A 21,592-nucleotide genomic window follows, 5' to 3' on the forward strand; every position below is an offset into this window, starting at 1 on the left:
CATGATCAGAATCGTAAACTATACGATATCATCGCTGATCGGTTTTTGTCCCAAAGCTTCTTCAAGCTCCGATTGTTTGCGATGTGCAATCCGGCTGCTGGCCGCCGAGGCAATAGCCCCCACGATATCATCCAGAAACGTATGCACAGGCCCAAGGCTCTTGTCGTTCAGACGTTCAAGCACGCCGGGTTTTAATTTGTCTACATAACCGTAATTCGTGAATCCGATACTGCCGTATACGTTGACGATGGAGAACGCGAGAATCTCATCCACACCATATAACCCCTCATCATTCTCAATCATCTCCTGCAAAGGCGAAATGAGTTTGCCTTGCTCTGCCAGCAGGTCCAGCTGAATGCCTGTCAGGAATGCGTTCTGGACCTCACGTTTGCGTAACACTTTCTCCACATTGTCGATACATTCTTCCATCGTCAGATCTGGATAATACTTTTTCTGCAGCATCATGACCAGTTCCGCGATCTCAGAGATTTTGACGCCCCGCTTGTGCAGCCATTCCCTCGTGGCCTCTTCCACTTTGCGGCTATTCAGGCTGTAAGGGATTTTTTCTTGCTCAGGATGTTCCATGGGCGATTCCTCCTCTGAAGTTAGCAATGTCCTTATGCTTGTATCCTAATACGTTATTAACCGTTTTGGGTTTCTTTGCTACTTTCGATGGGGATGGAACGCCTGTTTTTGACTTTATGCATGATGCACTTGTTTAAAAAGTAGTTATTTTTTGGGCAAAGGCTCGTATACATGGTAGTACAAACTGTAAAAATGATGAGGGGGAACGTGATCATGAGTAAGATCCGTTATTTGCGTACAGCTTCTGCAGCTGCGCTGTTGAGTATTCCTGTGGTGTTATCCGGATGTGGCATGTTTGGGGCACAGTCCTCCGAGGCAATCGATCCACCGCCGCCGATTCAGGAAGCGGCTATGATTCAGGCGGCCGAAGGCAACGGATCACTCGCCAAGCTGCCGCTTACAACCGTGTATTTGCAGGACCAGCAAGGTTTGCTTGCTCCGGTATCCATGACGCTTCCGTCGGGCACGGACGTTAGCAGCCCCAAAACAGCTCTGGATACACTCGTGACGGGCGGTCCTTATGCAGGGATGTTGCCTGAAGGATTTCAGGGCGTTCTCCCGCAGGGCACTGTTGTTCAGAACGTAACGATTCATGCGGATGACAAGCTGGCAGTCGTGGAGTTCTCGGGCGACTTCGCCAAGTATGATGCCAAGGACGAGCGCAAAATGCTGGAGGCTGTCACTTGGACACTCACGGGTACACCAGATGTGCAGAACGTACAGATCTGGGTAGACGGCAAAAAGCTGACGCAAATGCCAGTAAACAGCACACCGCTGCCGGAACCGTTGAACCGGGCGGTGGGCATCAATCTCGATTTGGGTGATACATTCACCACCAACAGCAGTCCGGTGACGGTTTATTTCTCAGCCGCTACGCCAGCAGGCATCCAATATTATGTTCCGGTTACACGTCTTGTGACACCAGGTGGAGACCGGGTGCAGGCGGCGTTGAATGAACTGATCAAGGGGCCAGCCAAAGGCGGGGAGCTGGAAGAGGTTATGACAGGCGGAACCCAGCTGCAATCGGTCAAAACGTCCCAGGATGGAACCGTAACGGTTGCACTCAAAGACGACATGTTTACCGAGGGAGATGTCGTGCCAAGTGAACTGCTGCAATCCGTCGTGTTGACCACGGCTGAGAACACAGCAGGCAAGGAAGCTAAAGTCCAGATTGAATGGAATGGCCAAAAGACAGTCATGAGTGATGATAATCGGGATTATAGTGCCCCCGTATCGAAGCCTGAATATATCAACGAGATTCCAATTTAAGCCACAAAGAGCCTTCTGGCGTAAGGTTGACAGAACTCTTTGGGGGACAGGATGCTTTTAACTGAACTCTTTGGTAATATAGAAGGGATTAGTAAAAGTGTGAACAAGCTCGACATTACAGGATGCTTAAGTCGTAGGAGGCAGAAATGATGAGATCTAACGGACGAACAAGCGACCAGCTGCGCCCGATGAATTTAACAATTAACACAAATAAATACGCCGAAGGTTCTGTACTGATTGAAGTGGGAGATACCAAGGTTATTTGCACAGCTACTGTGGAGGAACGTGTTCCTCCCTTTATGAAAGGGCAGGGTAAAGGCTGGGTAACGGCTGAATACTCCATGCTGCCACGTGCAACACATACCCGGAATCAGCGTGAAGCGAACCGCGGCAAATTGACTGGGCGCACCATGGAAATTCAGCGCCTGATTGGCCGGGCACTGCGCTCAGTCGTTAATTTGCAGGCGCTGGGTGAGCGTACGATTACACTGGACTGTGATGTTATACAAGCAGACGGGGGTACACGCACAACGTCCATTACCGGTTCGTTTGTAGCTCTGGCTCTCGCTGTGAACAAAATTTCCCAACAACATAAACTGCAAGTGTTCCCGATTACAGATTTCATTGCCGCGGTAAGTGTGGGTGTAGTTGGAGAACAACCTGTACTGGATCTGAACTATGATGAAGATTCCAAAGCCAAAGTGGATATGAATCTGGTGATGACAGGCGGCGGGAAATATGTGGAGCTTCAGGGAACAGGCGAAGAAGCACCATTTGACCGTCGTGAGCTGAACGCGATGTTGGAGCTGGGTGAACAGGGTATTCTGGAAATGATTGAGCGTCAAAAAGAAGTTCTTGGTCCCATTGCACTCAAGATCGGTGCTCGTGGATTAGGAGAAGCTTAAGATGAGTCTGGATAGCTCAATTATCATTGTTGCAACCCGCAATGCGGGGAAAGTACGTGAATTTGCTCATGCATTCGCTCCGCTGGGCAAAGAGGTCAAAAGCATGTTTGACTATCCGGAGCTGCCGGATGTTGTTGAGGATGGCGTAACCTTTGCGGAGAATGCCTGGAAGAAAGCCAAAGCGGTGGGTGATGCCCTTGGGCTGCCTGTCCTGGCTGACGATTCGGGATTGTGCGTGGATCTGCTGGACGGTGACCCAGGAGTGTATTCTGCGAGATATGCAGGCGAGGGTGCAACCGATGCGAAGAACAATGCCAAGCTGCTTGAGACGCTGGAATCGCTCAAATCCGGTGAAGATACCGAGCAGCCGCTGCTGAGTCCGGCCCGTTTCGTCTGTGCACTGGTGTTATATGATCCGGCAACCGGAATCAAGTATGAATCAGAAGGCATGGTGGAAGGCTGGATCACAGCTGAAGCAGCCGGTGGTGGCGGATTTGGATATGACCCACTCTTCTATGTGCCTGAATACGAGATGACGATGGCTGAGCTTACGTTGGAGCAAAAGCAGGCGATCAGTCACCGGGGTCATGCGCTGAGAGCGCTCGTATCCACACTGGAAGGCTGAGCGTCAACCGAACCGGCTCATACGAATATGAATGTATAAGGTGAATTCATAGCCTTGCTTCAATATCAAAGCGTTAGTGGAAGGTAAGAATCATTCCTGTGGAATGGTTTACCGACCATTAACGTTTTTTTATTTTTAAATGAGTGAGCTGACTTAATAAAGCCAGTACGTTAGACCCCCAATAAACCCCAAATTTCTTAGGATAAACATTAGAACGTATGTTCCTATACCTATAAAGGAAATATGAAGATTTCACGTTTGAGCAGAGCATTAGGACCGGGGTTGGAAGAAGTTGCAAGTCTTGTACTGTATGGGTTAACATTCAAGGTAATTGAATCATCAATGAACTCAAACGGAGGGGATTTGCTTATGCAAGAAGTGAAACTTACGGTGTCTTATGATGATTATGAGAACGGTATTCGTATGGAAACGTTGATCAGGGAGCTGGCTGCCAAACCGGAGGCTGGTTCGTTGGAGAGCCTGATTATTGGAGACTGGGGACAGGCTTATGAAAATTCGCCGGATGAATTCTTGGGAACACTCACCGAATTGGCTCCAAGCTTTCCGTCCTTGAAGAAACTGTTCATCGGAGATATGGGCTTTGAAGAATGCGAGGTATCATGGATTATTCAGACGGATCTCACACCACTACTGGTTGCTTTTCCTGAATTGAAGTCGTTTTCAGTAAAGGGCAGCAGCGGACTAAGTTTGGAGCCAATGGAGCATGCCAAACTTGAAGAATTGATCATTATTTGCGGTGGTCTGCCCCAAGGCATATTAGCTTCAATTGCCCGCGCTAAGTTGCCTGAATTGCGCAAACTTGAACTATATTTGGGTGTGGAGGATTACGGGTTCGATGGTTCGCTTCAGGATGTACTTCCATTCTTGGAACAAGGCTTGTTTCCAAAGCTCGTCTACCTGGGTCTGAAAGATAGTGAGATTCAGGATGAGATTGCAAAAGCTGCAGCAGAGGCGCCGATTTTGGATCAACTGGAAGTTCTTGATCTGTCGGAGGGCACGTTGTCTGATGAAGGGGCCGAAGCGCTGCTTGCCAGTGACAAGATCAAAAAACTTAAGCATCTTAATCTTAGTTACCACTACATGACGGACGAAATGCTCATTCGCTGGAAACGTTCTGGCATATCTGTAGATGTCAGCGAGCAACAACAGAGTGATGAAGATGACTGGCGTTACCCGTCGTTAACGGAATAAATGATGTCAGGCATGACGGAGATGGAACAACATTTGCAACGCCCATTGAAGGATTCGAATAAAACTCTGGAGCAGCCGTTATTGTTAATTGGAAACCCGAACAATCGTCGTACCCTTGGATTACAGGAGGCAAGACAGCGCCTTGGCTTACAACCTGCACTTGTGCTGCCTTATGCTTGTTTGCTACAAACTTGGAGACAGGGCGGAACCTTAACGGATGCTGTACAGCAATGTCTGGGAGCGCGAGGGACTACGCACATGTACGGAGAGCCGTGGATATCTTCACCAACGTCGATGTCATATGCGAATCATGATTCAGTTCATGGAGCGATTAACATACCTCTTATTCGAGTGGATGCTCCTGGTGAGGAATGGGAGGTAGAGCGTGAGCTGCTCTTTCTTGGAGCTATGGTGAGTGATACAGCTCAGTTAAAGGATGGTACTTCTGCAAGCATGATTTCGGCAGAACAGACACTCGTTCTTGAACAGGAGTGGGGGCGAATCCACGCACCCGGCCAATGGTTTCGTGGCTGGAAGGCGTGTTTGGAACGAATCGGTTGTGAAGCGCGGGAATATTGGCCCAATGCCCGGTTCATGAATGATCCCCATGACATTGCGATCATGTTTGATAAAAGGAAATGTCAGCAGCATCTAAACTCACACGGGGTTCAGGTCCCTCCAATGCTCCCCTCTTCGGAACCAATCAGAAACGCTGCCGAGCTTCGTATCGCAATGAAGACAGCCGGTATGAATCGCGTTTTCGTGAAGCTAGCGTGTGGTTCCGGGGCTTCAGGCGTTGTTGCCTATCAAATTAATCCCCGAACGGGTGCTGAAATTGCCATAACCACGGTGGGAATGGAGAGGGATCAAGGAAAGACCATTTTTTATAATGAAGGCCGGATGCGCAGGTACACATGTACTTCCGAGATTTCAGCGCTCATGGATTGGCTGTGTGCTGAGGGTGCCCAGATTGAACGCTGGATGGCCAAAGCGTCTCTGGGTTCAAGCGTGTTTGATATCCGCCAGCTTGTGGCAGGCGGACAAGCAGGTCATGCCGTCGTACGGCTTAGTCAGACACCGATCACCAATCTGCATTTACGCAATGAGCGGTTGCTGCCCGCAGAAGCGGGGCTGGATGGACAGCAGATGGAACGGGTTCAGACGGCAGCGAAAGCGGCGATGGCTGCCTTTCCCAACTCATGGTCTGCTGGTATTGATGTGATGCTCAGTAATGGCACTGAACCCCACGCTTATGTTCTGGATGTAAATCCGTTCGGAGATTTGTTGTACAGAGTACAGCATAACGGACTTGGAACGTATGAATGGGAAATGGAACTTTTGCGAAAGGGGCCTTACAACCATGCCTGATATGAACACCATCGTAGGCTCCCATGATCTGTTAATGATTACGCTGGACACGTTGAGGTATGACGTGGCAAAGCTGGAGGAACAGAATTGCCCCAACCTGTGTGGCTCGGGTTCCTGGGAGCAGCGTCATACACCGGGAAGTTTTACGTATGCGGCACATCATGCCTTTTTTGGTGGCTTCATGCCTACACCTGCCAATACGGACAAAGCCTCCCATGTGCGACTTTTTCATTCCCGGAATACCGGATTAAAGACTCATCCGCATACCTGGCTGTTCGATACACCGGATATCGTATCCGGGTTCGCTGCTGAAGGGTACCGTACGATCTGTATTGGCGGGGTCATTTTCTTCACCAAGAAAAATCCGCTCGCCAAAGTGCTGCCGGGTTATTTCCAGCAGAGCTACTGGCGGATGAACTTTGGGGTAACCAATCCCAAATCGACCGAGCATCAGGTTCAGCATGCCCTGAAGCTGCTGGAGCAGAGCGCGTCGGATGAAAAGCTGTTTCTGTTCCTAAATGTGTCTGCCATCCATGGACCCAATCGCTATTTTGTGGAAGGGGCAAGAGAGGACTCAATAGAAACACAGCGTGCTGCGCTTCGGTATGTAGACCAGGCCCTCGGACCATTGTTTGATGCAATGAGGCAGCGTTCACGGCCTACGTTTTGTCTTGCTTTTTCCGATCATGGCACGGCCTATGGTGAGGATGGTTATCAGGGGCACAGGCTGGCGCATGATGTCGTCTGGAATGTGCCTTACCGTGAATTTGTTTTATAGAACTGCTGAAACTGCTGGAGACAGCTTGTACTACGAACGATAACAAACCGGAGTAAGGAGGAAACTGATGGACGATCAATCTCAACATACGACAGCAGGTCATTCCGCACAGTCCGGCTCTAATACAGCTACCAGTCTTAGAGAAGTGCTTGCTTCACCCTATCGCTCTTATTTATATTCGTATCCCCACAAGACCGCATATCGGGACTTGAACCCGCCGTTACCGCTCGGTCCGTTGTGGGAACGTGAGAATACCGATACGTATTTTTTATATATGCACATTCCGTTTTGTGCCGCTCGTTGCGGATTTTGCAATCTGTTCACGCTGCCGGATCGCCGTGATGACACCCATGTACGTTATGTGGATGCGCTGGAACGGCAAGCCAGGCAGTGGGCCCCACTCACTTCACGCAGACCCTATTCGAGGTTTGCCATCGGTGGTGGGACACCCACATTATTGAATGAAATGCAGTTGAACCGCTTGTTTGATATTGCGGAACAGGTGATGGGGCTTGATCCGACGCAAGCTTCGATCTCGGTAGAAACGTCACCGGATACCGTGACGGAAGCGAAGCTGCAGATTATGAAGGCGCGAAGCGTGGACCGGGTAAGCATGGGCATCCAAAGTTTTATTGAAGCGGAAGCCGCTGCGATCTACCGTCCACAGAAACCGCAGGAAGTGGAACGCGCGCTTGAGAAACTTGCGCGTTTTGAATTTCCTTTGTTGAATCTGGATCTGATCTATGGGCTGCCGGGACAAACGGTGGAATCATGGCTGTATTCCCTGGAACGTGTCCTCTCCTATGAACCGGGTGAGATTTTCATTTATCCGCTGTACACCCGTGAGAATACCATTGTGAAACCGGACGATATTCAGCGTCAGGGACCGGATATCCGGATGGAGCTTTACAGGGCTGCGCGTGAGACTTTAAAAAGCCGGGGCTATGTCCAGTATTCCATGCGCAGATTTGCCAAAGAGCAATCCTCTTTTGGCAGTAAGGAGCTTCTGCCCTACAGTTGTCAGGAGGAAGGCATGGTTGGTCTGGGATGCGGTGCACGCTCGTATACCAGTGAAGTACACTATGCTTCCAAGTATGGTGTGAGTTATAAGGCCACACAAAGCATCATTGCTGATTATGTGGCGACCGAGCGCTATGATGTGGCCGATTACGGTATTGTCCTGAGTCGGGAGGAGCAGAAGCGCCGCTTTATTCTGAAAGCCTTGCTGCATCGGGAAGGATTGGCACTGTCGGATTATGATCAGCGATTCGGGACGGAAGTTATGTCAGACTACGGATGGTTGAGTGAATTGCTGTCAGAGGGCATGGCTGAGCTTGGGCAGGACGATAAGGATAACCAGGTGCTGCGTCTGACAGAAGAGGGATTGGGCTACTCGGATGCCATTGGAGATTGGCTCATCTCCGCTGAGGTTCGTGAACAAATGGAAGGGTTTGTGTTCTCATGAGAGCAACCTTGTATTATCGGGGCAAGCTGTCGTCCTGTAATTACGACTGCCCCTACTGCCCGTTTAGCAAAACGGTAGATTCCAAGGAGACGCTGGAAGTGGATGAACAACAACTTCGTCAATTTGTGAATTGGGTGGGTGAACAGGAGAACGCAGGACATCAATTTTCGATTTTCTTTAACCCGTATGGAGAAGCCCTGGTACGTCGCTGGTACCGGGACGCCATGATAGAGCTGTCACATATGCCGCATGTGGACAAAATTGCAGTCCAAACCAATTTATCTGTCAAACTGGACTGGGCCCGTGAACTGAATCATCAGAAAGCGGCATTTTGGGCGACCTATCACCCGCGTGAGACGAAGGAGTCTTCCTTTGTCAAACAATGTTTGACTTTACGTGAGATGGGGCTTGCTTTTAGTGTGGGGACGGTTGGATTGCGCAGTGCATTTCCGGCTATTGAATCGATGAGGCAGGCTTTACCCAAAGATGTATATATGTGGATCAATGCCTTTAAAGATCGACCGAAGTATTACACCGTAGATGAGGTCGCCTTTTTACGGTCGATTGACCCGCTGTTTGAAGGGAATTTGCAGGATTACGATAGCTTGGGCAAGCGCTGTTCCGCTGGTTCGCAGGTATTTTATGTGCAAGGGTCAGGGCATGTAAAAAGATGTTATAAAGATCGTCGGATCATAGGACATTTATACCGCGATGGTTTGGAAGCTTTAGCCGCAGATCGCCCGTGTGGCATGAAGAAGTGTGGCTGTTACATCGGTTATATTCATATGGAGGATACACCGTTCAGAGAGATCTTTGGCAGTGGATTGCTTGAACGAAATCCAGTTGCAATCCATGGATAGGCGGAAGGCCTCCAACCAAAATTTCAAAGTGAATATTATTTTGGTTTTATATATTAAAATGGGTGCTTGGTAAGATCAGCTATGCTGTTCACCAAACACCCATTTTTAATATTGACCCATACATGTGAACCTTAGTACAACTTACCGAATGGCCACCTTGTACGTACGGAGCCACGAGTTAATCTGTGTCAGATAAGCAAACAGCTGTGGACCCGACATTAACTGTCCAAACCAAGGCAGGTTCGATGAAGCATCCGATGAGGAGGCCAATTTGCGAATTTGAGCTTTATCGATTAATGGCAAGATCGGAGAGCTTGCGTCATCCAAAATATCAAGCACCTGCTGTTTAACGGCCGCCAGGTACTGCGGGTTATGTGTTTTCGGATACGGACTCTTTTTCCGATATAACACATCGTCAGGCAATACACCTTCCAGCGCTTTACGCAGAATTCCTTTTTCCCGTCCGCCTGTCATTTTCATTTCCCAAGGGACGTTAAACGCATATTGAATTAAACGATGATCACAGTAAGGCACCCGAACTTCAAGCCCGGCGCCCATACTCATCCGATCTTTTCGATCCAGGAGTGTAGGCATGAACCGGGTGATGTTCAGATAGGACATGACTCGCATTTGGGCTGCCTTACCAGTTTCTCCATCGAGTAACGGCACTTCAGCTACAGCATCTGAATAACGATCCGCGAGATATTCCAGCGGCTTGATCCATTCCCGAATGTCCGGGGATAACAATCCTGCTCGCATGTCAGGCGCTACAGACCATGGGAATGTACCGGAGTTCAGCATCTCTTCCCGATGGAACCAGGGATAACCGCCAAATACTTCATCTGCCGCTTCGCCTGAAATGGCAACCGTGGCTCCTTTTTTGATTTCTTTACAGAAGAGATAGAGGGAGGAATCCACATCTGCCATGCCCGGCAAATCACGCACGAGCATCGCCTGAGTCAGGGCATGAACCAGTTCACCATTTTCAATCTCAATCCAGTGATGATCCGTCTTCAGTTCATCCACCATTCGCTTAATCCAGGGGCCATCAGCACCAGGCTGGAAGGAATGGGCCTGAAAATGCTTTGCATTATCCACATAGTCGACCGAATACGTGCTGACTTGGCCCTGACCGGTACGGTTGTAATAATCCACCGCTAAAGCAGACAAAGCGCTGGAATCCAGTCCTCCTGACAACAGGGAGCAGACGGGAACGTCCGAGGCAAGCTGCCGTTCTAATGTATCCTGCAACAGGCTGCGCACCTCGGCAGCTGTTTCTTCCAGATTATGTTCGTGATGCTGACTTTCCAGCTTCCAGTAGGCATAGGTTTTGATACCGTTTCGGTTGTAGATAAGCGCATGGGCAGGTTTGAGCTCGTTAAGCGAGGAATATACGCCGTGTCCAGGTGTGCGGGCAGGACCGACAATAAATACCTCTGCCAATCCTTCAGGGCCAACAGCAGCTTCAACATCCGGATGGAGGAGCAGTGCTTTGGGCTCTGAGCCGAATACAAGGGTATCTTTTGCATTACTGTAGAACAGGGGTTTGACCCCGAGGCGGTCACGTGCGATAAAAACCTGTTCGCGTCCACCATCCCATATGGCAAAAGCAAAAATTCCGTTAAACCGGTCAACACAGGCTGGTCCCCACTCAATATAAGAGGCGAGCAGCACTTCCGTATCACATTGTGTGCGGAAATGGTGTCCCCGCTGGAGCAATTCCTTTTTCAACTCGGGGGCATTGTATAGTTCTCCGTTATACACGACGGTATAGGAGGTGTCTCCCTGTAACGCATGCATGGGCTGAGCCCCGTTCTCCGGGTCCATAACGCTGAGACGCCGATGTCCGAACGCACAAGGATTGGAGATCCATGTACCTGAAGCGTCGGGCCCCCGGTTCGACAAGCTGTCCGTCATCCGGACCAGCAGCTCTGATTCCTGGGTCAAGTCCCGATTCCACTGTATGAAGCCGGTTATACCGCACATGGTTTGTTCATCCTTTCTTAGTCGAGTCATTCATCCGAATGGCTGCTTAAGTTGCTAACAGCCAGCAAATGTTGTCTTTTTCGTCAGAAGTCGTAACAAATATATGCCGAAAGCAGGCATAAAATGTCTGTCCTCTTCGGAAACTAGTTCTAGGGACAACGGCCTCAACATGCCTGTGAAGGAGAGAACTTGCAAATGGACAGTATGACCTATTATGTATCTGTCATGGGGCGCTCCGTTATTCCGGACCCGTACGCAACGTCGTATGAATGGGTTATCCATGCGACGCCTCAAGAGGCGGAACAATTACTGGGACTGCTTAATCTAATGCAGGAAAAAGAGGAAGAAGCCTTTCCAGGAATGGTATTCCCTTTGCCGGAGGAGTCTGTAAACCGTGCATATGAATCTGTATTACAGCAGGTGTATCGGGAGATATATCGCTTGGGAACACCGGAGACCCGATACCAGATCGAACAAAGTACATGAAATGGACAAAGGAGCGCGATAACAAATGTATGCCATTCAGGATGCCAAAATACGCAGATTAACCGAAGTGGATGGATTGTCTTGTGCAGAAGTTGAGGTGCAGCCTGGAAATACGGGGGACCCGTCTTTGCTTGTATACGTTGCGGCAACCCAGCCAGGGAACTCGCTAGAAGTCGTTCGAATTGTACGCAATCATTCGGATGCTGTCCTGGACTGGTACAATAACAATATGCACACAGCGTTTGAAGATGCCACGGAAACGGCGTTTGAGAACAGTGAAGGCATTACAGCAGGAGAGGATAAAGCCCGGTTTCAGAGTGAACTGCTTGCTTTTGGCTTACTGGGGCCGACTCTTCAGCGCTATTTGGTGGGGCAGGCGTAAGGCGAGTGTTCCAACAAATGCCGATAGGGGCAAAGGATAAGCGGAATTACCCGGTGCCATACTAAAATCAAGTTCCGGGGAGGTGATAGCAATGGCTTCCAAGTTCAAGAAAAACAAAGGAAACCTTTACGCGCATCATACCGAGTTTGCCGAGGAAGTGCTAGCCATAAACAGCAAGCGTCCTGTCCAGAAAAATCCGTGGCGTCAGGGAAACAAGTAACCGGAATGCAGAAACCCGCCCTTCTTCCGAAAGGCGGGTTTTTGAATGTTTAATTTAACTTGATTGTGAAAACTTGTGGTCAGGCATATTCACGCAGCACTTGAATCCCTTTAACGATATTGTATACAAAACTTAATGCATAAATGACAAAGAACAGAATTACAAATCCGACAGCGGAACCGAAACTGTGGGCGGTAACGAAGAAATAAAGTAGCGGAATTGCCGCAAGAAACGGGAATATATGCGAAAATAGGGCCCGTTTAGCATGTCCCTCAATATAGTTGTCTTTGGCAACAATCCAAATAATGATGGGAAACAGGAACGGGGCGAAGAAAATACTAAAATAGGATAATGCTGATAACAGTTGTCTCATAGCGTTTCTCTCCTTTATCTAATTCAGTGAAATGTATGTATGCAAAAGATTACCCAGCAATACTCATCGTGAATATGTTTGCCCATTTTCTATATGCATCTGAGCTTAATATCCTCAATATTGCCTGCTTAAAGCATTCATATTCTGTACCTGTGTTGAGTATGAAAATAATACGTTCAAGTCATGTGGAAAGATGCAATTATTAATTTTTTTATAAAACTATTGAAAAATATAGAAAACGGAGTATAATAGGAATCGCGCCGTATTTTTTATACATATTTGTCTCAGTAGCTCAGCAGGATAGAGCAACGGCCTTCTAAGCCGTCGGTCGGGGGTTCGAATCCCTCCTGGGACGTAAGAAAAAGCTTCCTTCGGGAAGCTTTTTTGCGTTCTGGGGATGAGAGCCCCAAAGGTTCGTCGGAGGATAAGCTTCGGGAGGAATACTTCGCAGTCTCGACTGAATACGGCAAGAGTGAGGGAATCTGCTGTTCATGGAAAGAGTCGAAAGTACATAGGTATAACCTATTAAGTATATAGAGTTTATATATTTAAATAATAAACCATCTTGTGACACAATGAAGATATCAATCATGAAAGCGATGGTGGTATCATGCAATCAATGAATCAATGGCAAGCGGATGAATATGATAACAAACTGGCTTTTGTATCGGGTTACGGTAAAAGTCTGATCTCATGGCTTCAACCTCAAAAGGGGGAGTATATTCTCGACTTGGGATGCGGAACGGGGGATTTGACGTACGAAATTTCTGTAGCGCAGGCTGAGGTGGTTGGCATGGATGCATCACCAGACATGATTCGTCGTGCGAGGGAAAAGTTTCCCGATATCGCGTTCGTGGAAGGTGATGGACATCAGTTTGAGACGAGCAGGCTCTATGATGCGGTCTTTTCCAATGCAGCACTGCATTGGATGCGAAGTCCGCGACTTGTAGTGGACAGTATATGGAGGTCTTTGAAGCCCGGAGGACGTTTTGTAGCGGAGTTCGGAGGCAAAGGAAATGTGCAGATCATTGTAGATGCATTAGAGGAAGTATTTGAACAAAAAACTGGCATTCGTGGATCAGAGCGCAATCCCTGGTATTTCCCGACGATTGGGCAATATAGCAACATTCTGGAACAAGACGGATTTTTGGTACGACAGGCCTACCATTATGACCGCCCTACCCGACTAGCGGATGGTGAACAGGGTATAGAGGGCTGGTTGACTCATTTTGGTGGGGACTATTTTGAGGGGTTGAATCAGGAGCAGATTCAGAAAATCTGTCGTGAAACCAGCCAAATGGTTGTGCCAAAACTCTGGAAAGATGATGCAATCTATGCCGATTACAAGCGTCTTCGTATTGAAGCCGTGAAGCCAGAACGTTAAATAAGTAAATGAAATATCTTTGTTAAATGAACTCATATCCTATTTTTTTATCAAAATCTCCGATCACATAAAGGCTGAGAATCTCTTTCAGATGAAGAGGATCTTGGCCTTTTTTTCTATGCAGTAATTAAAAATTGAAATATTCAATCGACAAATAAATACAATTTTACACGTTTCTCTTACTCAAGAACCATATAAGTAATTTTTATATCATAATTGTAATTATTTAGAAGGGAAATCTGTTATTTTAGTAGAATAATTTACCAAGGGTCAATCTTCTTGCAGATAGGGCGGTGAGTTCTCACAGGTATTGCAGTACTTGTCATAGCAGGACCCAGGTGATTGGTGAGGTACTTTCATATTGAGAAGGAGGGGCATAGCCTTGAATAAAAGATTGATATCCATATTGTTAAGTATTCTAATGACTTTTTCTATCATCATGCCAGCGGCCGGAGCCGCTCCTGTAGGTGTTCAGCTTGAGAACTCGCTAAGCAAGGCTGAAGCCACACAATGGAGAGAGATTCTTGCCCAGCGGGAAGAACAGCTTGCAGCAGATCCATTTTTGGACAAGAGCTTGGAAGGTCTCGGGGGAGAGAAAACACGAGTAATTGTTGAGCTCTCCAATAAGCCAGTTGCTGTGGCGCAAGGCGAATCTACCCTCTCAGGTAAATCTTTTACCTCCTCTATGGAAACAAAGGCTGTGACTCAAGTGGAGCAACAACAAGAGTCATTTGCACAGAGCCTCACTCAGAATAAAATCAAACATGAAGTATTGGAAAATTACGCATACGCCCTAAATGGTGTAGCCATCGAACTTAAGGGCAACCAATTGGGACAGTTGCTTCGCATACCGGGTGTTGTCAGTGTATATCCTGACCTTGAAATTACCGTAGCCCCGGAAACAGATGAAGTGAATCCTTATATGAAAGATACCGCACCATTTATTGGCGCCCCTGAAGTATGGAATCTGGGATACAAAGGAAAAGGCGTCAAAGTGGGTGTTATTGATACAGGAATTGATTATGAGCATCCTAATTTGCAAGATGCCTACAAAGGTGGATGGGATTTCGTAGGAAATGACAATGATCCTTACGAAACAACACATGAAGAGTGGAAGGTTTCTGGTCAACCGGAATTCAATGATACGGGAAGCTCCTATTATACTTCCCATGGTACTCACGTAGCAGGTACCATTGCTGCTCGTGAAGCAGGGGACTACGGCATTGTCGGAGTTGCTCCTGAAGCGGATATCTATGCCTATCGTGTTCTTGGACCTTATGGCAGTGGACAGACCTCATGGGTACTGGGGGGAATTGATCGTTCCGTTGCTGATGGTATGGACGTGATCAATCTCTCACTGGGTAACGCTGCCAATGATCCAAGTTATATTACCTCGGTTGCTCTTAACAACGCCATGTTGGCTGGCGTGACAGCTGTTGTGGCGAGTGGTAACAATGGTCCTAACCGCTATACATTGGGCTCCCCAGGAGCATCGGCTATGGCGATTACTGTAGGTAACTCTACAGGCCCTAGCCAAACCATTACAGCCAACACTCATTTCTGGATTGGTGAGGAAGGTAAAGGTACGCTTCCTGAAGAACAGCCTGTCCCTGAGGTTGAGCCATCTCCTGAGCTGGGAACAGCACCGGGAACGGATACTTCTGAAATTCCGGCTCAAGGCGAACCATCAACAACACCGGAAGATGCGGTTGGTGAAGCTGCTTTGTCCGAATCGGAGCAAGGTGGAGTATCATCCGAAACACCTGCCGATGCTGCATCACCTACTGCTGAGAACAGTGAATCAGAAGATCCTACTCAACCAGCCTCCCCATCTGCGCCGATCGAAACATCTCCAGAGGTTGCACCTGCAAAAGAAGAGTCTGCGATTGCTCCAACGAAAACAGAACAAAGTCCATTGGCTGTTACTGAGTCGGTGTACCGTCTTGATGTAATGGGCTGGAGCCTTTCAGCTGATCCGGAATCTGTTTTGACAGATCAATATGGGCTTGTATTTGCCGGGTTGGGTAAACCGACCGATTTTGAAGGCAAGGATTTTACGGGTAAAGTGGCTTTTGTACAGCGTGGTGAGCTGGCATTTGTGGAGAAAGTAGCCAATGCCAAAGCGGCTGGTGCTGTTGCAATTATCGTATATAACAATATTCCAGGCCCGATCGGTGTGAGCTTGGGAGATAATTTTGAACTCATTCCAACCTTGAGCATGCCGAAGGAAGATGGAGAAAGTATCAAAGCTGAGCTGGATGCCGGCCAACGTGTTGAAGTGAGCTTCAATGATTTTGTTAAAGGCCAAACGGCTGGCGATGAAATGAATACATCCAGTTCCCGCGGACCAGCCAAGGTGACTCTGGATATCAAACCGGATGTAGTTGCGCCTGGTACCAGCATTTTGTCTACTGTTCCTGCCTATGGCAAGGATGAGCCTGGAGCAGATTATTCACAGGCCTATGATCGTAAATCAGGTACAAGTATGGCTACACCTCATGTTGCCGGACTGGTTGCCCTGTTGATTGAAAAGCACAGTGACTGGACACCATTTGATATCAAAGTTGCACTCATGAACAATGGTAAAGTTCTCGATACGACGAAATATGATGTATTTGATCAAGGTGCAGGACGTATTCAAGCGGTGAAAACAATTGATCCTGCTGCCCTGGTTAAAGTATTGGATGTAACGAAATATACAGAGAATGGGACGGTAGTTGAGAAGCCTAATGTTACAGGTAGTGTCAATTTCGGCAACTTCCTGAACACGGACGAAAAAACCGTCAGCAAAACGATTAAAGTGGAGTCGCTGAATGGCAGCGGTGGAAACTACACAGTGAGCGTGAATCCAACACGTACGGTGCCAGGCGTATCCGTTGTGGTGGACAAGAGCTCTTTTACACTGAGTGGTGAGGAAGAGTTGCAGGTGACCATTACCGTTCCAAAAGGGGTTACTGCGGTATCAGAAGCGCAAGGATATCTTCAGTTGTCTGATGGAACGAACACATTCACGGTTCCTTATGTCGCTCATTTCAACGTAACACAGGCAGGCGTTAAATACATTGAGACTGTAAAAGGTACAGAGAAGAACCCGTTCCATTATCCATTGAAGTCTGATGGTACGCTGGATACACTCAATGTAGCTATGGAATTCCATAATCCCATGAATTTTGCACTTATTGAGATCTTCGATGGACTTAATCCGGAAGGGGGTTATTATGGAGATGGATATATTGGATCTATCTTTGGCAGCTACTACAATTTCGCTGCTAACACAAGATATAATCTGGCTTGGGATGGACAGTATGCAGATTACACTACAGACGAGGTAACTACAATTCCGGATGGTCTTTACACGGTTGACATCACAACAATCGGTGTGGATGGCAAAACATATATTGAAGATACTTCTCCATTTTTGGTGAAAAAAAATGCTCCGGTTGTAACGGCACCAGAAAAGTTGGACTTCAAACAAGATGAAGCTGCTCTCATTAACGGCAGCGTGAATGACTTGTACTTCCGTGTCGCTCCTGCGCTTAAAGATAGCTGGAACATCGAGTTTGACCCGGCGGCTGCCTTGAAAGCAACATACGTCCTGAAAAAAGCGGATGGTTCAACATATAAAGATGGTGTTTTTGAAGTGAAGCCTGATGGTAGCTTCAGTCTTCCTTTGGAGGGCATCCAAGCAGGTGAATATACTGTTGAACTTACGGTAAAAGACCAACAGGGGCTTTCTGGCAAGGCCACTACGGCACTAAGTCTGAAGTCCACGGAGACCGAGCCGGAAACTCCAGCTGTCAAAGCGCCTGGAACACCTGTGTTGTCTCATAATAATTGGGTTGGTAATGGCCTGAGCGAAGGCTCATATATCGTTACCATGAACCTGTGGTGGGGCGAGAACGCCACCAGCTACAAGCTATATGAGGACGGGGTTTTGATCGATACGCAGAAGTTGACCTACAATGCGCCTCTGGCACAGTTTGCCCAAACGAAGATCACAGGCAAAGCCAACGGCACCTATACGTACGTAGCCGAGCTAACGAACGACAAAGGGACCACGCGGAGTCAGACACTGAAAGTCAAAGTTACCAACGCAGCGCCAGGCAAAGCAGTTCTCTCTCAAGATAACTGGGATGGCGACGGTAATTATAAGGTAACTATGAACTTGTGGTGGGGAACCAATGCTACCGAGTATCGCCTCTACGAGAATGATAAGTTGATCGACACTCAAGCACTCCATGCGGTTACGCCTAATGCGCAAAGCGCTGTTACTTCGGTGTCTGGACGCACTTCAGGCACCTATACGTACCGGGCTGAGTTACTCAACGCAGCGGGTGTCACCAGCACCGACAAGATCACAGTAAAGGTGAAGTAAGTTCTTCGATACTAATTTATTGAAGGAATTGTTTTGCATAAGCGGTCTTCATCCCGAACTCTTGCGGGATGGAGGCCGTTTTTTATTTTGGTCTTTTATTGCCACATGAATGGATAGCTACACTTTTATAACGAAACGCTCCCCTTGGGTGACAGGTTTTATTAGCCTGCACCCAAGGGGAGCGTAATTAAACGTCAAAATAATTGATAGAAGTTATCCTTTTTTTGAATCTAGCCAATCACTCGATTCTTGCTGGCCTTGATCCCTGCGATCAGTAAAACAATGGCAAGGATAACCTGTACCAGCAACGGAAGGGTCCATCCTTTTGTCCAGTCATGAAGCACGCCGAACAGCAAAGGTCCGAAGGCCGCCAGCATGTACCCAAAGGATTGAGCCATTCCTGAAAGTCCCGCAGCCTGTCTTGCATCAGCCGTACGCAGTACGAAAAGCATGGTTACAAGTCCGAACGATGCTCCGGCTCCAACTCCGGCCAAAGCAACACCGACAGTTACGAGAGAGGAAATACCGCTTAGAAGGAATGCGTATCCCAGAATCAGACATGAGCCTGTAATTGCTGTCAACCCACGTTGATCTTTCATTCGTCCAGCCAGAATCGGAACGATAAACGTTACCGGAACACTAACCATTTGCATCAGGGATAGCATCCAGCCCGCTGAAGAGGAACTGAAACCCTGATCAGATAAAACCTCAGGCAGCCAAGTAATTGTAGTGTAAAAAATTAAAGATTGCAGTCCCATGAACAGTGTGACATGCCATGCTAAGGAAGATGAAATAAGACGAACCGGCTTCGTTTCCGTTCTCGAAGCCACGTAAACTTCGCCGCGCCGTCCAGAACGGACATGAGGCAGCCAGAGAATCAGGGCCAGAATGGACAGTATAGCCCACATGCCGAGTGAGGCATGCCATCCCATGGAGGTTAACCCTGCCGCGGGAACACTGATTCCTGAGGCGATAGCGCCCCATATATTCATGGACACGGAATAGAGACCAGTAACGAGTCCTACACGCAATGGGAAATCCCGCTTAATCAGACTGGGCAGCAATACGTTGCTCAGGGCAATGCCGCATCCGAGAATCGCTGTTCCTGCGAAGAGAACGGGAACAGAGGGTATGAACCGGAGGGCAACACCTATGGTCACAAGAATTATGGCAGTTAACAGAGCAGTTTCAAGTCCAAATCTTCGCGCCAATTTTGGAGCGAAGGGAGAGATTGCCGCAAAGGCAAGCAAAGGAAGAGAGGTCAGCAAGCCTGCCATGGTATGACTTATTCCTGTATCTGTACGAATCAGATCCACGATTGGACCTGTTGCCGTAATCGGTGAACGCATTGTCGCTGCAATAACGATAATGCCTGCCAGTAAGAGTCCAAGTTTCATGGATGCTGACGATGAATTATCGACTGCAGACTGGTTAGGTGAGTTTTGTTGTAAAGATGAGGGCATGATAAATCTCCTATGTTTTATTTGTCTAATATGTATGCATTGATACATACATACACACAAACCAGCATAACATTCCATGTCAACATCAGACAATGAACGTATCCGATTATCCCCAGAACGCAAAAAAAAGCTTCCCGAAGGAAGCTTTTCTTATTACGTCCCAGGAGGGATACTCTCCTTGCAGTCGAGACTGCGAAGTAGTGCTCCCGAAGCTGATGCTCCGACGAACCGTTGGGGTTCTCATCCCCAGAACGCAAAAAAAGCTTCCCGAAGGAAGCTTTCTTTATTACGTCCCAGGAGGGATACTCTCCTTGCAGTCGAGACTGCGAAGCAGTGCTTCCGAAGCGGATGCTCCGACGAACCATTGGGGTTCTCATCCCCAGAACGCAAAAAAAGCTTCCCGAAGGAAGCTTTTTTTATGACGTCCCAGGAGGGATACTCTCCTTGCAGTCGAGACTGCGAAGTAGTGCTCCCGAAGCGGATGCTCCGACGAACCGTTGGGGTTCTCATCCCCAGAACGCAAAAAAAAGCTTCCCGAAGGAAGCTTTCTTTATAACGTCCCAGGAGGGATTCGAACCCCCGACCGACGCCTTAGAAGGGCGTTGCTCTATCCAGCTGAGCTACTGAGACATGAATTTTTTCAAGCAAAATTGATTTTATCATAAATAATGATGAATATCAAACATTTTATTTAAAACTATTTTTCGTATATGATATTTGGCGGCAGTAACGTTTTTTTCATTATAATTAAGGTTATGTTAGAATATCAGAAGAACTCAAAAAATAGATCGACTTTCGTTTAATATACATCTATTTATGGTTGATTGCGACTGGAGATTCAGGATACAGAGGAGGTGCTCCTATTAAGGAATCCACGACCCCGGAAACCGAGCATAGCAACAATATCGTGCTGTTTCCTAAGACGCTGGACTATTACCAGATTCAATTGACGGTTATGCTTGAAAATGAACGCTATGGTGAAGCGATGGACCTGCTTCGCTTTTTGCTGCAATGCCAAGGACAGGAAGAGCGGCATTATGACGAATGGCGAGCGTTGCTCGAATGGCTTGAAGCTGCTTTCCCTCACTATGGAGAGGATTTACCAGTGGTCCATGAAGAGCGTGAGGAAGAGGAAGTCAGTGAAGAGGACATGGCACGCCAACATGCGAGAACCAAGCTTGAGCAGGATGATGGCTATGCGGATAAATTGCTTCATACCGTGATGGAGGAACCTTTATCTGATCAGACAATGTTGGCGCTGGAGCAGCTTGCTTATCTCGATCGGCCAGAAATTGATGATTCGCTTACCGGATGGCTGAAAGACAAGACACTGCATCCTTTGCTACAGTTCCGTGTGCTTCAGACATTACGCCGTCGTGGTGTTCAAGGCATTATTGCATTTACTCGTGGCGAAGAGCCGGTTGAAGTGGAGATTGATACTGTTCCGCTTAGACCTGAGGATTTCCCGCTTCAGATTGTTCAGATTCTTGAAAGGGTGGCAGATCAGACGGAGGTTCATGAGCCTACACTCTTTTATTTTGCACAAGAACTGTGGATTCAATATGTTATGGCTGTGTATGGAACCCGTGATTATATGTCGATGTTGGAAGAAAATGATTCCATGACAGATATATGGGCAGCCGCTCTACATATGACCGTTGCAGATAGTCTGGGCGGTTCGCATGACGAGGAAGATACTCGCTCAATGTATGCTGTGACAGGGGCGATGCGCTTTCGCCTGGAGCAAGCATATCGATCAATGAAACAGTTTGTATCTGCCGGATTGGACGGTTAATAGGAGCCGGAAACGTTTTCCTCAAACCCTATCAAGGGATTCCCCTTGAAAAAGAATCTAA

The 21,592-nt window shown here is 47.8% G+C and carries 18 protein-coding genes and 2 tRNA genes; 15 read left to right on the plus strand and 5 right to left on the minus strand.

The features are described from left to right. Positions 1-18: 18 nt before the first annotated feature. A complete protein-coding gene (locus tag Q0V21_RS26930; protein WP_079347397.1) occupies positions 19-585 on the minus strand; it encodes a phosphatidylglycerophosphatase A family protein in 567 nt (188 codons plus the stop codon). Between the two features lie 213 nt (positions 586-798). Between Q0V21_RS26930 and Q0V21_RS26935 the strand changes: the two genes are divergently transcribed. From Q0V21_RS26935 to Q0V21_RS26970, 8 genes are all read left to right on the plus strand, one after another. Continuing rightward, entirely contained in the window at positions 799-1,854 is a 1,056-nt protein-coding gene (locus Q0V21_RS26935) for a GerMN domain-containing protein (RefSeq protein ID WP_079347395.1), read from the plus strand. Between the two features lie 146 nt (positions 1,855-2,000). After that, a complete protein-coding gene (rph, locus tag Q0V21_RS26940) occupies positions 2,001-2,759 on the plus strand; it encodes a ribonuclease PH (protein ID WP_024632518.1) in 759 nt (252 codons plus the stop codon). A 1-nt stretch (position 2,760) separates the two neighbouring features. Further along, positions 2,761-3,384 carry an XTP/dITP diphosphatase gene (locus Q0V21_RS26945; RefSeq protein ID WP_079347393.1) on the plus strand — a complete coding sequence of 208 codons (624 nt, stop codon included), beginning with the start codon at positions 2,761-2,763 and terminating at the stop codon, positions 3,382-3,384. Between the two features lie 369 nt (positions 3,385-3,753). Beyond that, on the plus strand, positions 3,754-4,596 hold the full coding sequence (locus tag Q0V21_RS26950; RefSeq protein WP_301881414.1) for an STM4015 family protein: 843 nt from the start codon (positions 3,754-3,756) through the stop codon (positions 4,594-4,596). Positions 4,597-4,608: 12 nt separating this feature from the next. Further along, positions 4,609-5,964 (plus strand): STM4014 family protein, encoded by a 1,356-nt coding sequence (locus Q0V21_RS26955; protein WP_301881415.1) that lies wholly within the window; start codon positions 4,609-4,611, stop codon positions 5,962-5,964. Further along, on the plus strand, positions 5,957-6,742 hold the full coding sequence (locus Q0V21_RS26960; protein ID WP_079347391.1) for an STM4013/SEN3800 family hydrolase: 786 nt from the start codon (positions 5,957-5,959) through the stop codon (positions 6,740-6,742). Before Q0V21_RS26955 ends, Q0V21_RS26960 begins: the two co-directional genes overlap by 8 nt. Positions 6,743-6,809: 67 nt before the next feature. After that, positions 6,810-8,207, plus strand: coding sequence for an STM4012 family radical SAM protein (locus Q0V21_RS26965; protein WP_301881416.1), 1,398 nt, complete (start codon positions 6,810-6,812; stop codon positions 8,205-8,207). Further along, positions 8,204-9,067 carry an STM4011 family radical SAM protein gene (locus Q0V21_RS26970; protein WP_301881417.1) on the plus strand — a complete coding sequence of 288 codons (864 nt, stop codon included), beginning with the start codon at positions 8,204-8,206 and terminating at the stop codon, positions 9,065-9,067. The genes Q0V21_RS26965 and Q0V21_RS26970 overlap by 4 nt, the downstream gene beginning before the upstream one ends. Before the next feature lie 141 nt (positions 9,068-9,208). On the opposite strand, the gene asnB is transcribed toward Q0V21_RS26970, so the two are convergent. Then, a complete protein-coding gene (asnB, locus tag Q0V21_RS26975; protein ID WP_024632511.1) occupies positions 9,209-11,053 on the minus strand; it encodes an asparagine synthase (glutamine-hydrolyzing) in 1,845 nt (614 codons plus the stop codon). Between the two features lie 195 nt (positions 11,054-11,248). Between asnB and Q0V21_RS26980 the strand changes: the two genes are divergently transcribed. From Q0V21_RS26980 to Q0V21_RS26990, 3 genes are all read left to right on the plus strand, one after another. Continuing rightward, positions 11,249-11,539 (plus strand): hypothetical protein, encoded by a 291-nt coding sequence (locus Q0V21_RS26980; protein WP_079347383.1) that lies wholly within the window; start codon positions 11,249-11,251, stop codon positions 11,537-11,539. A gap of 25 nt (positions 11,540-11,564) precedes the next feature. Next, positions 11,565-11,921: a hypothetical protein gene (locus Q0V21_RS26985; protein WP_079347381.1), complete on the plus strand. Its 357-nt coding sequence runs from the start codon at positions 11,565-11,567 to the stop codon at positions 11,919-11,921. A 91-nt stretch (positions 11,922-12,012) separates the two neighbouring features. Then, positions 12,013-12,141 carry a hypothetical protein gene (locus Q0V21_RS26990; protein WP_301881421.1) on the plus strand — a complete coding sequence of 43 codons (129 nt, stop codon included), beginning with the start codon at positions 12,013-12,015 and terminating at the stop codon, positions 12,139-12,141. Positions 12,142-12,220: 79 nt separating this feature from the next. On the opposite strand, the gene Q0V21_RS26995 is transcribed toward Q0V21_RS26990, so the two are convergent. Then, positions 12,221-12,514: a magnetosome magnetite crystal formation protein family gene (locus tag Q0V21_RS26995; RefSeq protein ID WP_079347379.1), complete on the minus strand. Its 294-nt coding sequence runs from the start codon at positions 12,512-12,514 to the stop codon at positions 12,221-12,223. Positions 12,515-12,795: 281 nt separating this feature from the next. Between Q0V21_RS26995 and Q0V21_RS27000 the strand changes: the two genes are divergently transcribed. The 3 genes from Q0V21_RS27000 to Q0V21_RS27010 all read left to right on the plus strand — a co-directional run bounded on the left by Q0V21_RS27000 (position 12,796) and on the right by Q0V21_RS27010 (position 18,273). Next, positions 12,796-12,869: transfer RNA gene (locus Q0V21_RS27000), tRNA-Arg, on the plus strand. Positions 12,870-13,133: 264 nt separating this feature from the next. Beyond that, positions 13,134-13,898, plus strand: a complete 765-nt coding sequence (locus Q0V21_RS27005; RefSeq protein ID WP_367620553.1) for a class I SAM-dependent methyltransferase — start codon at positions 13,134-13,136, stop codon at positions 13,896-13,898. 382 nt (positions 13,899-14,280) lie between these two features. Then, entirely contained in the window at positions 14,281-18,273 is a 3,993-nt protein-coding gene (locus Q0V21_RS27010) for a S8 family serine peptidase (RefSeq protein WP_301881423.1), read from the plus strand. 230 nt (positions 18,274-18,503) lie between these two features. Here the strand turns inward: Q0V21_RS27010 and Q0V21_RS27015 are convergent, their stop codons facing one another. Next, positions 18,504-19,736: a CynX/NimT family MFS transporter gene (locus Q0V21_RS27015; protein ID WP_301881424.1), complete on the minus strand. Its 1,233-nt coding sequence runs from the start codon at positions 19,734-19,736 to the stop codon at positions 18,504-18,506. Between the two features lie 556 nt (positions 19,737-20,292). Then, positions 20,293-20,366 (minus strand) — tRNA-Arg (locus Q0V21_RS27020). 232 nt (positions 20,367-20,598) lie between these two features. On the opposite strand from Q0V21_RS27020, the gene Q0V21_RS27025 reads away from it, so the two are divergent. After that, on the plus strand, positions 20,599-21,531 hold the full coding sequence (locus Q0V21_RS27025; RefSeq protein WP_443146356.1) for a hypothetical protein: 933 nt from the start codon (positions 20,599-20,601) through the stop codon (positions 21,529-21,531). Positions 21,532-21,592 lie beyond the last annotated feature (61 nt).

The organism is Paenibacillus sp. 11B (genome assembly GCF_030487755.1).
Lineage (GTDB): Bacteria > Bacillota > Bacilli > Paenibacillales > Paenibacillaceae > Paenibacillus > Paenibacillus vandeheii.

Coding starts and splice junctions, on each gene's coding strand:
- Q0V21_RS26960 (WP_079347391.1), top strand. CDS start 5,957: ATGCCTGATATGAACACCATCGTAGGCTCCCATGATCTGTTAATGATT.
- Q0V21_RS26980 (WP_079347383.1), top strand. CDS start 11,249: ATGGACAGTATGACCTATTATGTATCTGTCATGGGGCGCTCCGTTATT.
- Q0V21_RS27015 (WP_301881424.1), bottom strand. CDS start 19,736: ATGCCCTCATCTTTACAACAAAACTCACCTAACCAGTCTGCAGTCGAT.
- Q0V21_RS26955 (WP_301881415.1), top strand. CDS start 4,609: ATGACGGAGATGGAACAACATTTGCAACGCCCATTGAAGGATTCGAAT.
- rph (WP_024632518.1), top strand. CDS start 2,001: ATGATGAGATCTAACGGACGAACAAGCGACCAGCTGCGCCCGATGAAT.
- Q0V21_RS26970 (WP_301881417.1), top strand. CDS start 8,204: ATGAGAGCAACCTTGTATTATCGGGGCAAGCTGTCGTCCTGTAATTAC.
- Q0V21_RS26995 (WP_079347379.1), bottom strand. CDS start 12,514: ATGAGACAACTGTTATCAGCATTATCCTATTTTAGTATTTTCTTCGCC.
- Q0V21_RS26935 (WP_079347395.1), top strand. CDS start 799: ATGAGTAAGATCCGTTATTTGCGTACAGCTTCTGCAGCTGCGCTGTTG.
- asnB (WP_024632511.1), bottom strand. CDS start 11,053: ATGTGCGGTATAACCGGCTTCATACAGTGGAATCGGGACTTGACCCAG.
- Q0V21_RS26945 (WP_079347393.1), top strand. CDS start 2,761: ATGAGTCTGGATAGCTCAATTATCATTGTTGCAACCCGCAATGCGGGG.
- Q0V21_RS26930 (WP_079347397.1), bottom strand. CDS start 585: ATGGAACATCCTGAGCAAGAAAAAATCCCTTACAGCCTGAATAGCCGC.
- Q0V21_RS26990 (WP_301881421.1), top strand. CDS start 12,013: ATGGCTTCCAAGTTCAAGAAAAACAAAGGAAACCTTTACGCGCATCAT.
- Q0V21_RS26965 (WP_301881416.1), top strand. CDS start 6,810: ATGGACGATCAATCTCAACATACGACAGCAGGTCATTCCGCACAGTCC.
- Q0V21_RS26950 (WP_301881414.1), top strand. CDS start 3,754: ATGCAAGAAGTGAAACTTACGGTGTCTTATGATGATTATGAGAACGGT.
- Q0V21_RS26985 (WP_079347381.1), top strand. CDS start 11,565: ATGTATGCCATTCAGGATGCCAAAATACGCAGATTAACCGAAGTGGAT.
- Q0V21_RS27005 (WP_367620553.1), top strand. CDS start 13,134: ATGAATCAATGGCAAGCGGATGAATATGATAACAAACTGGCTTTTGTA.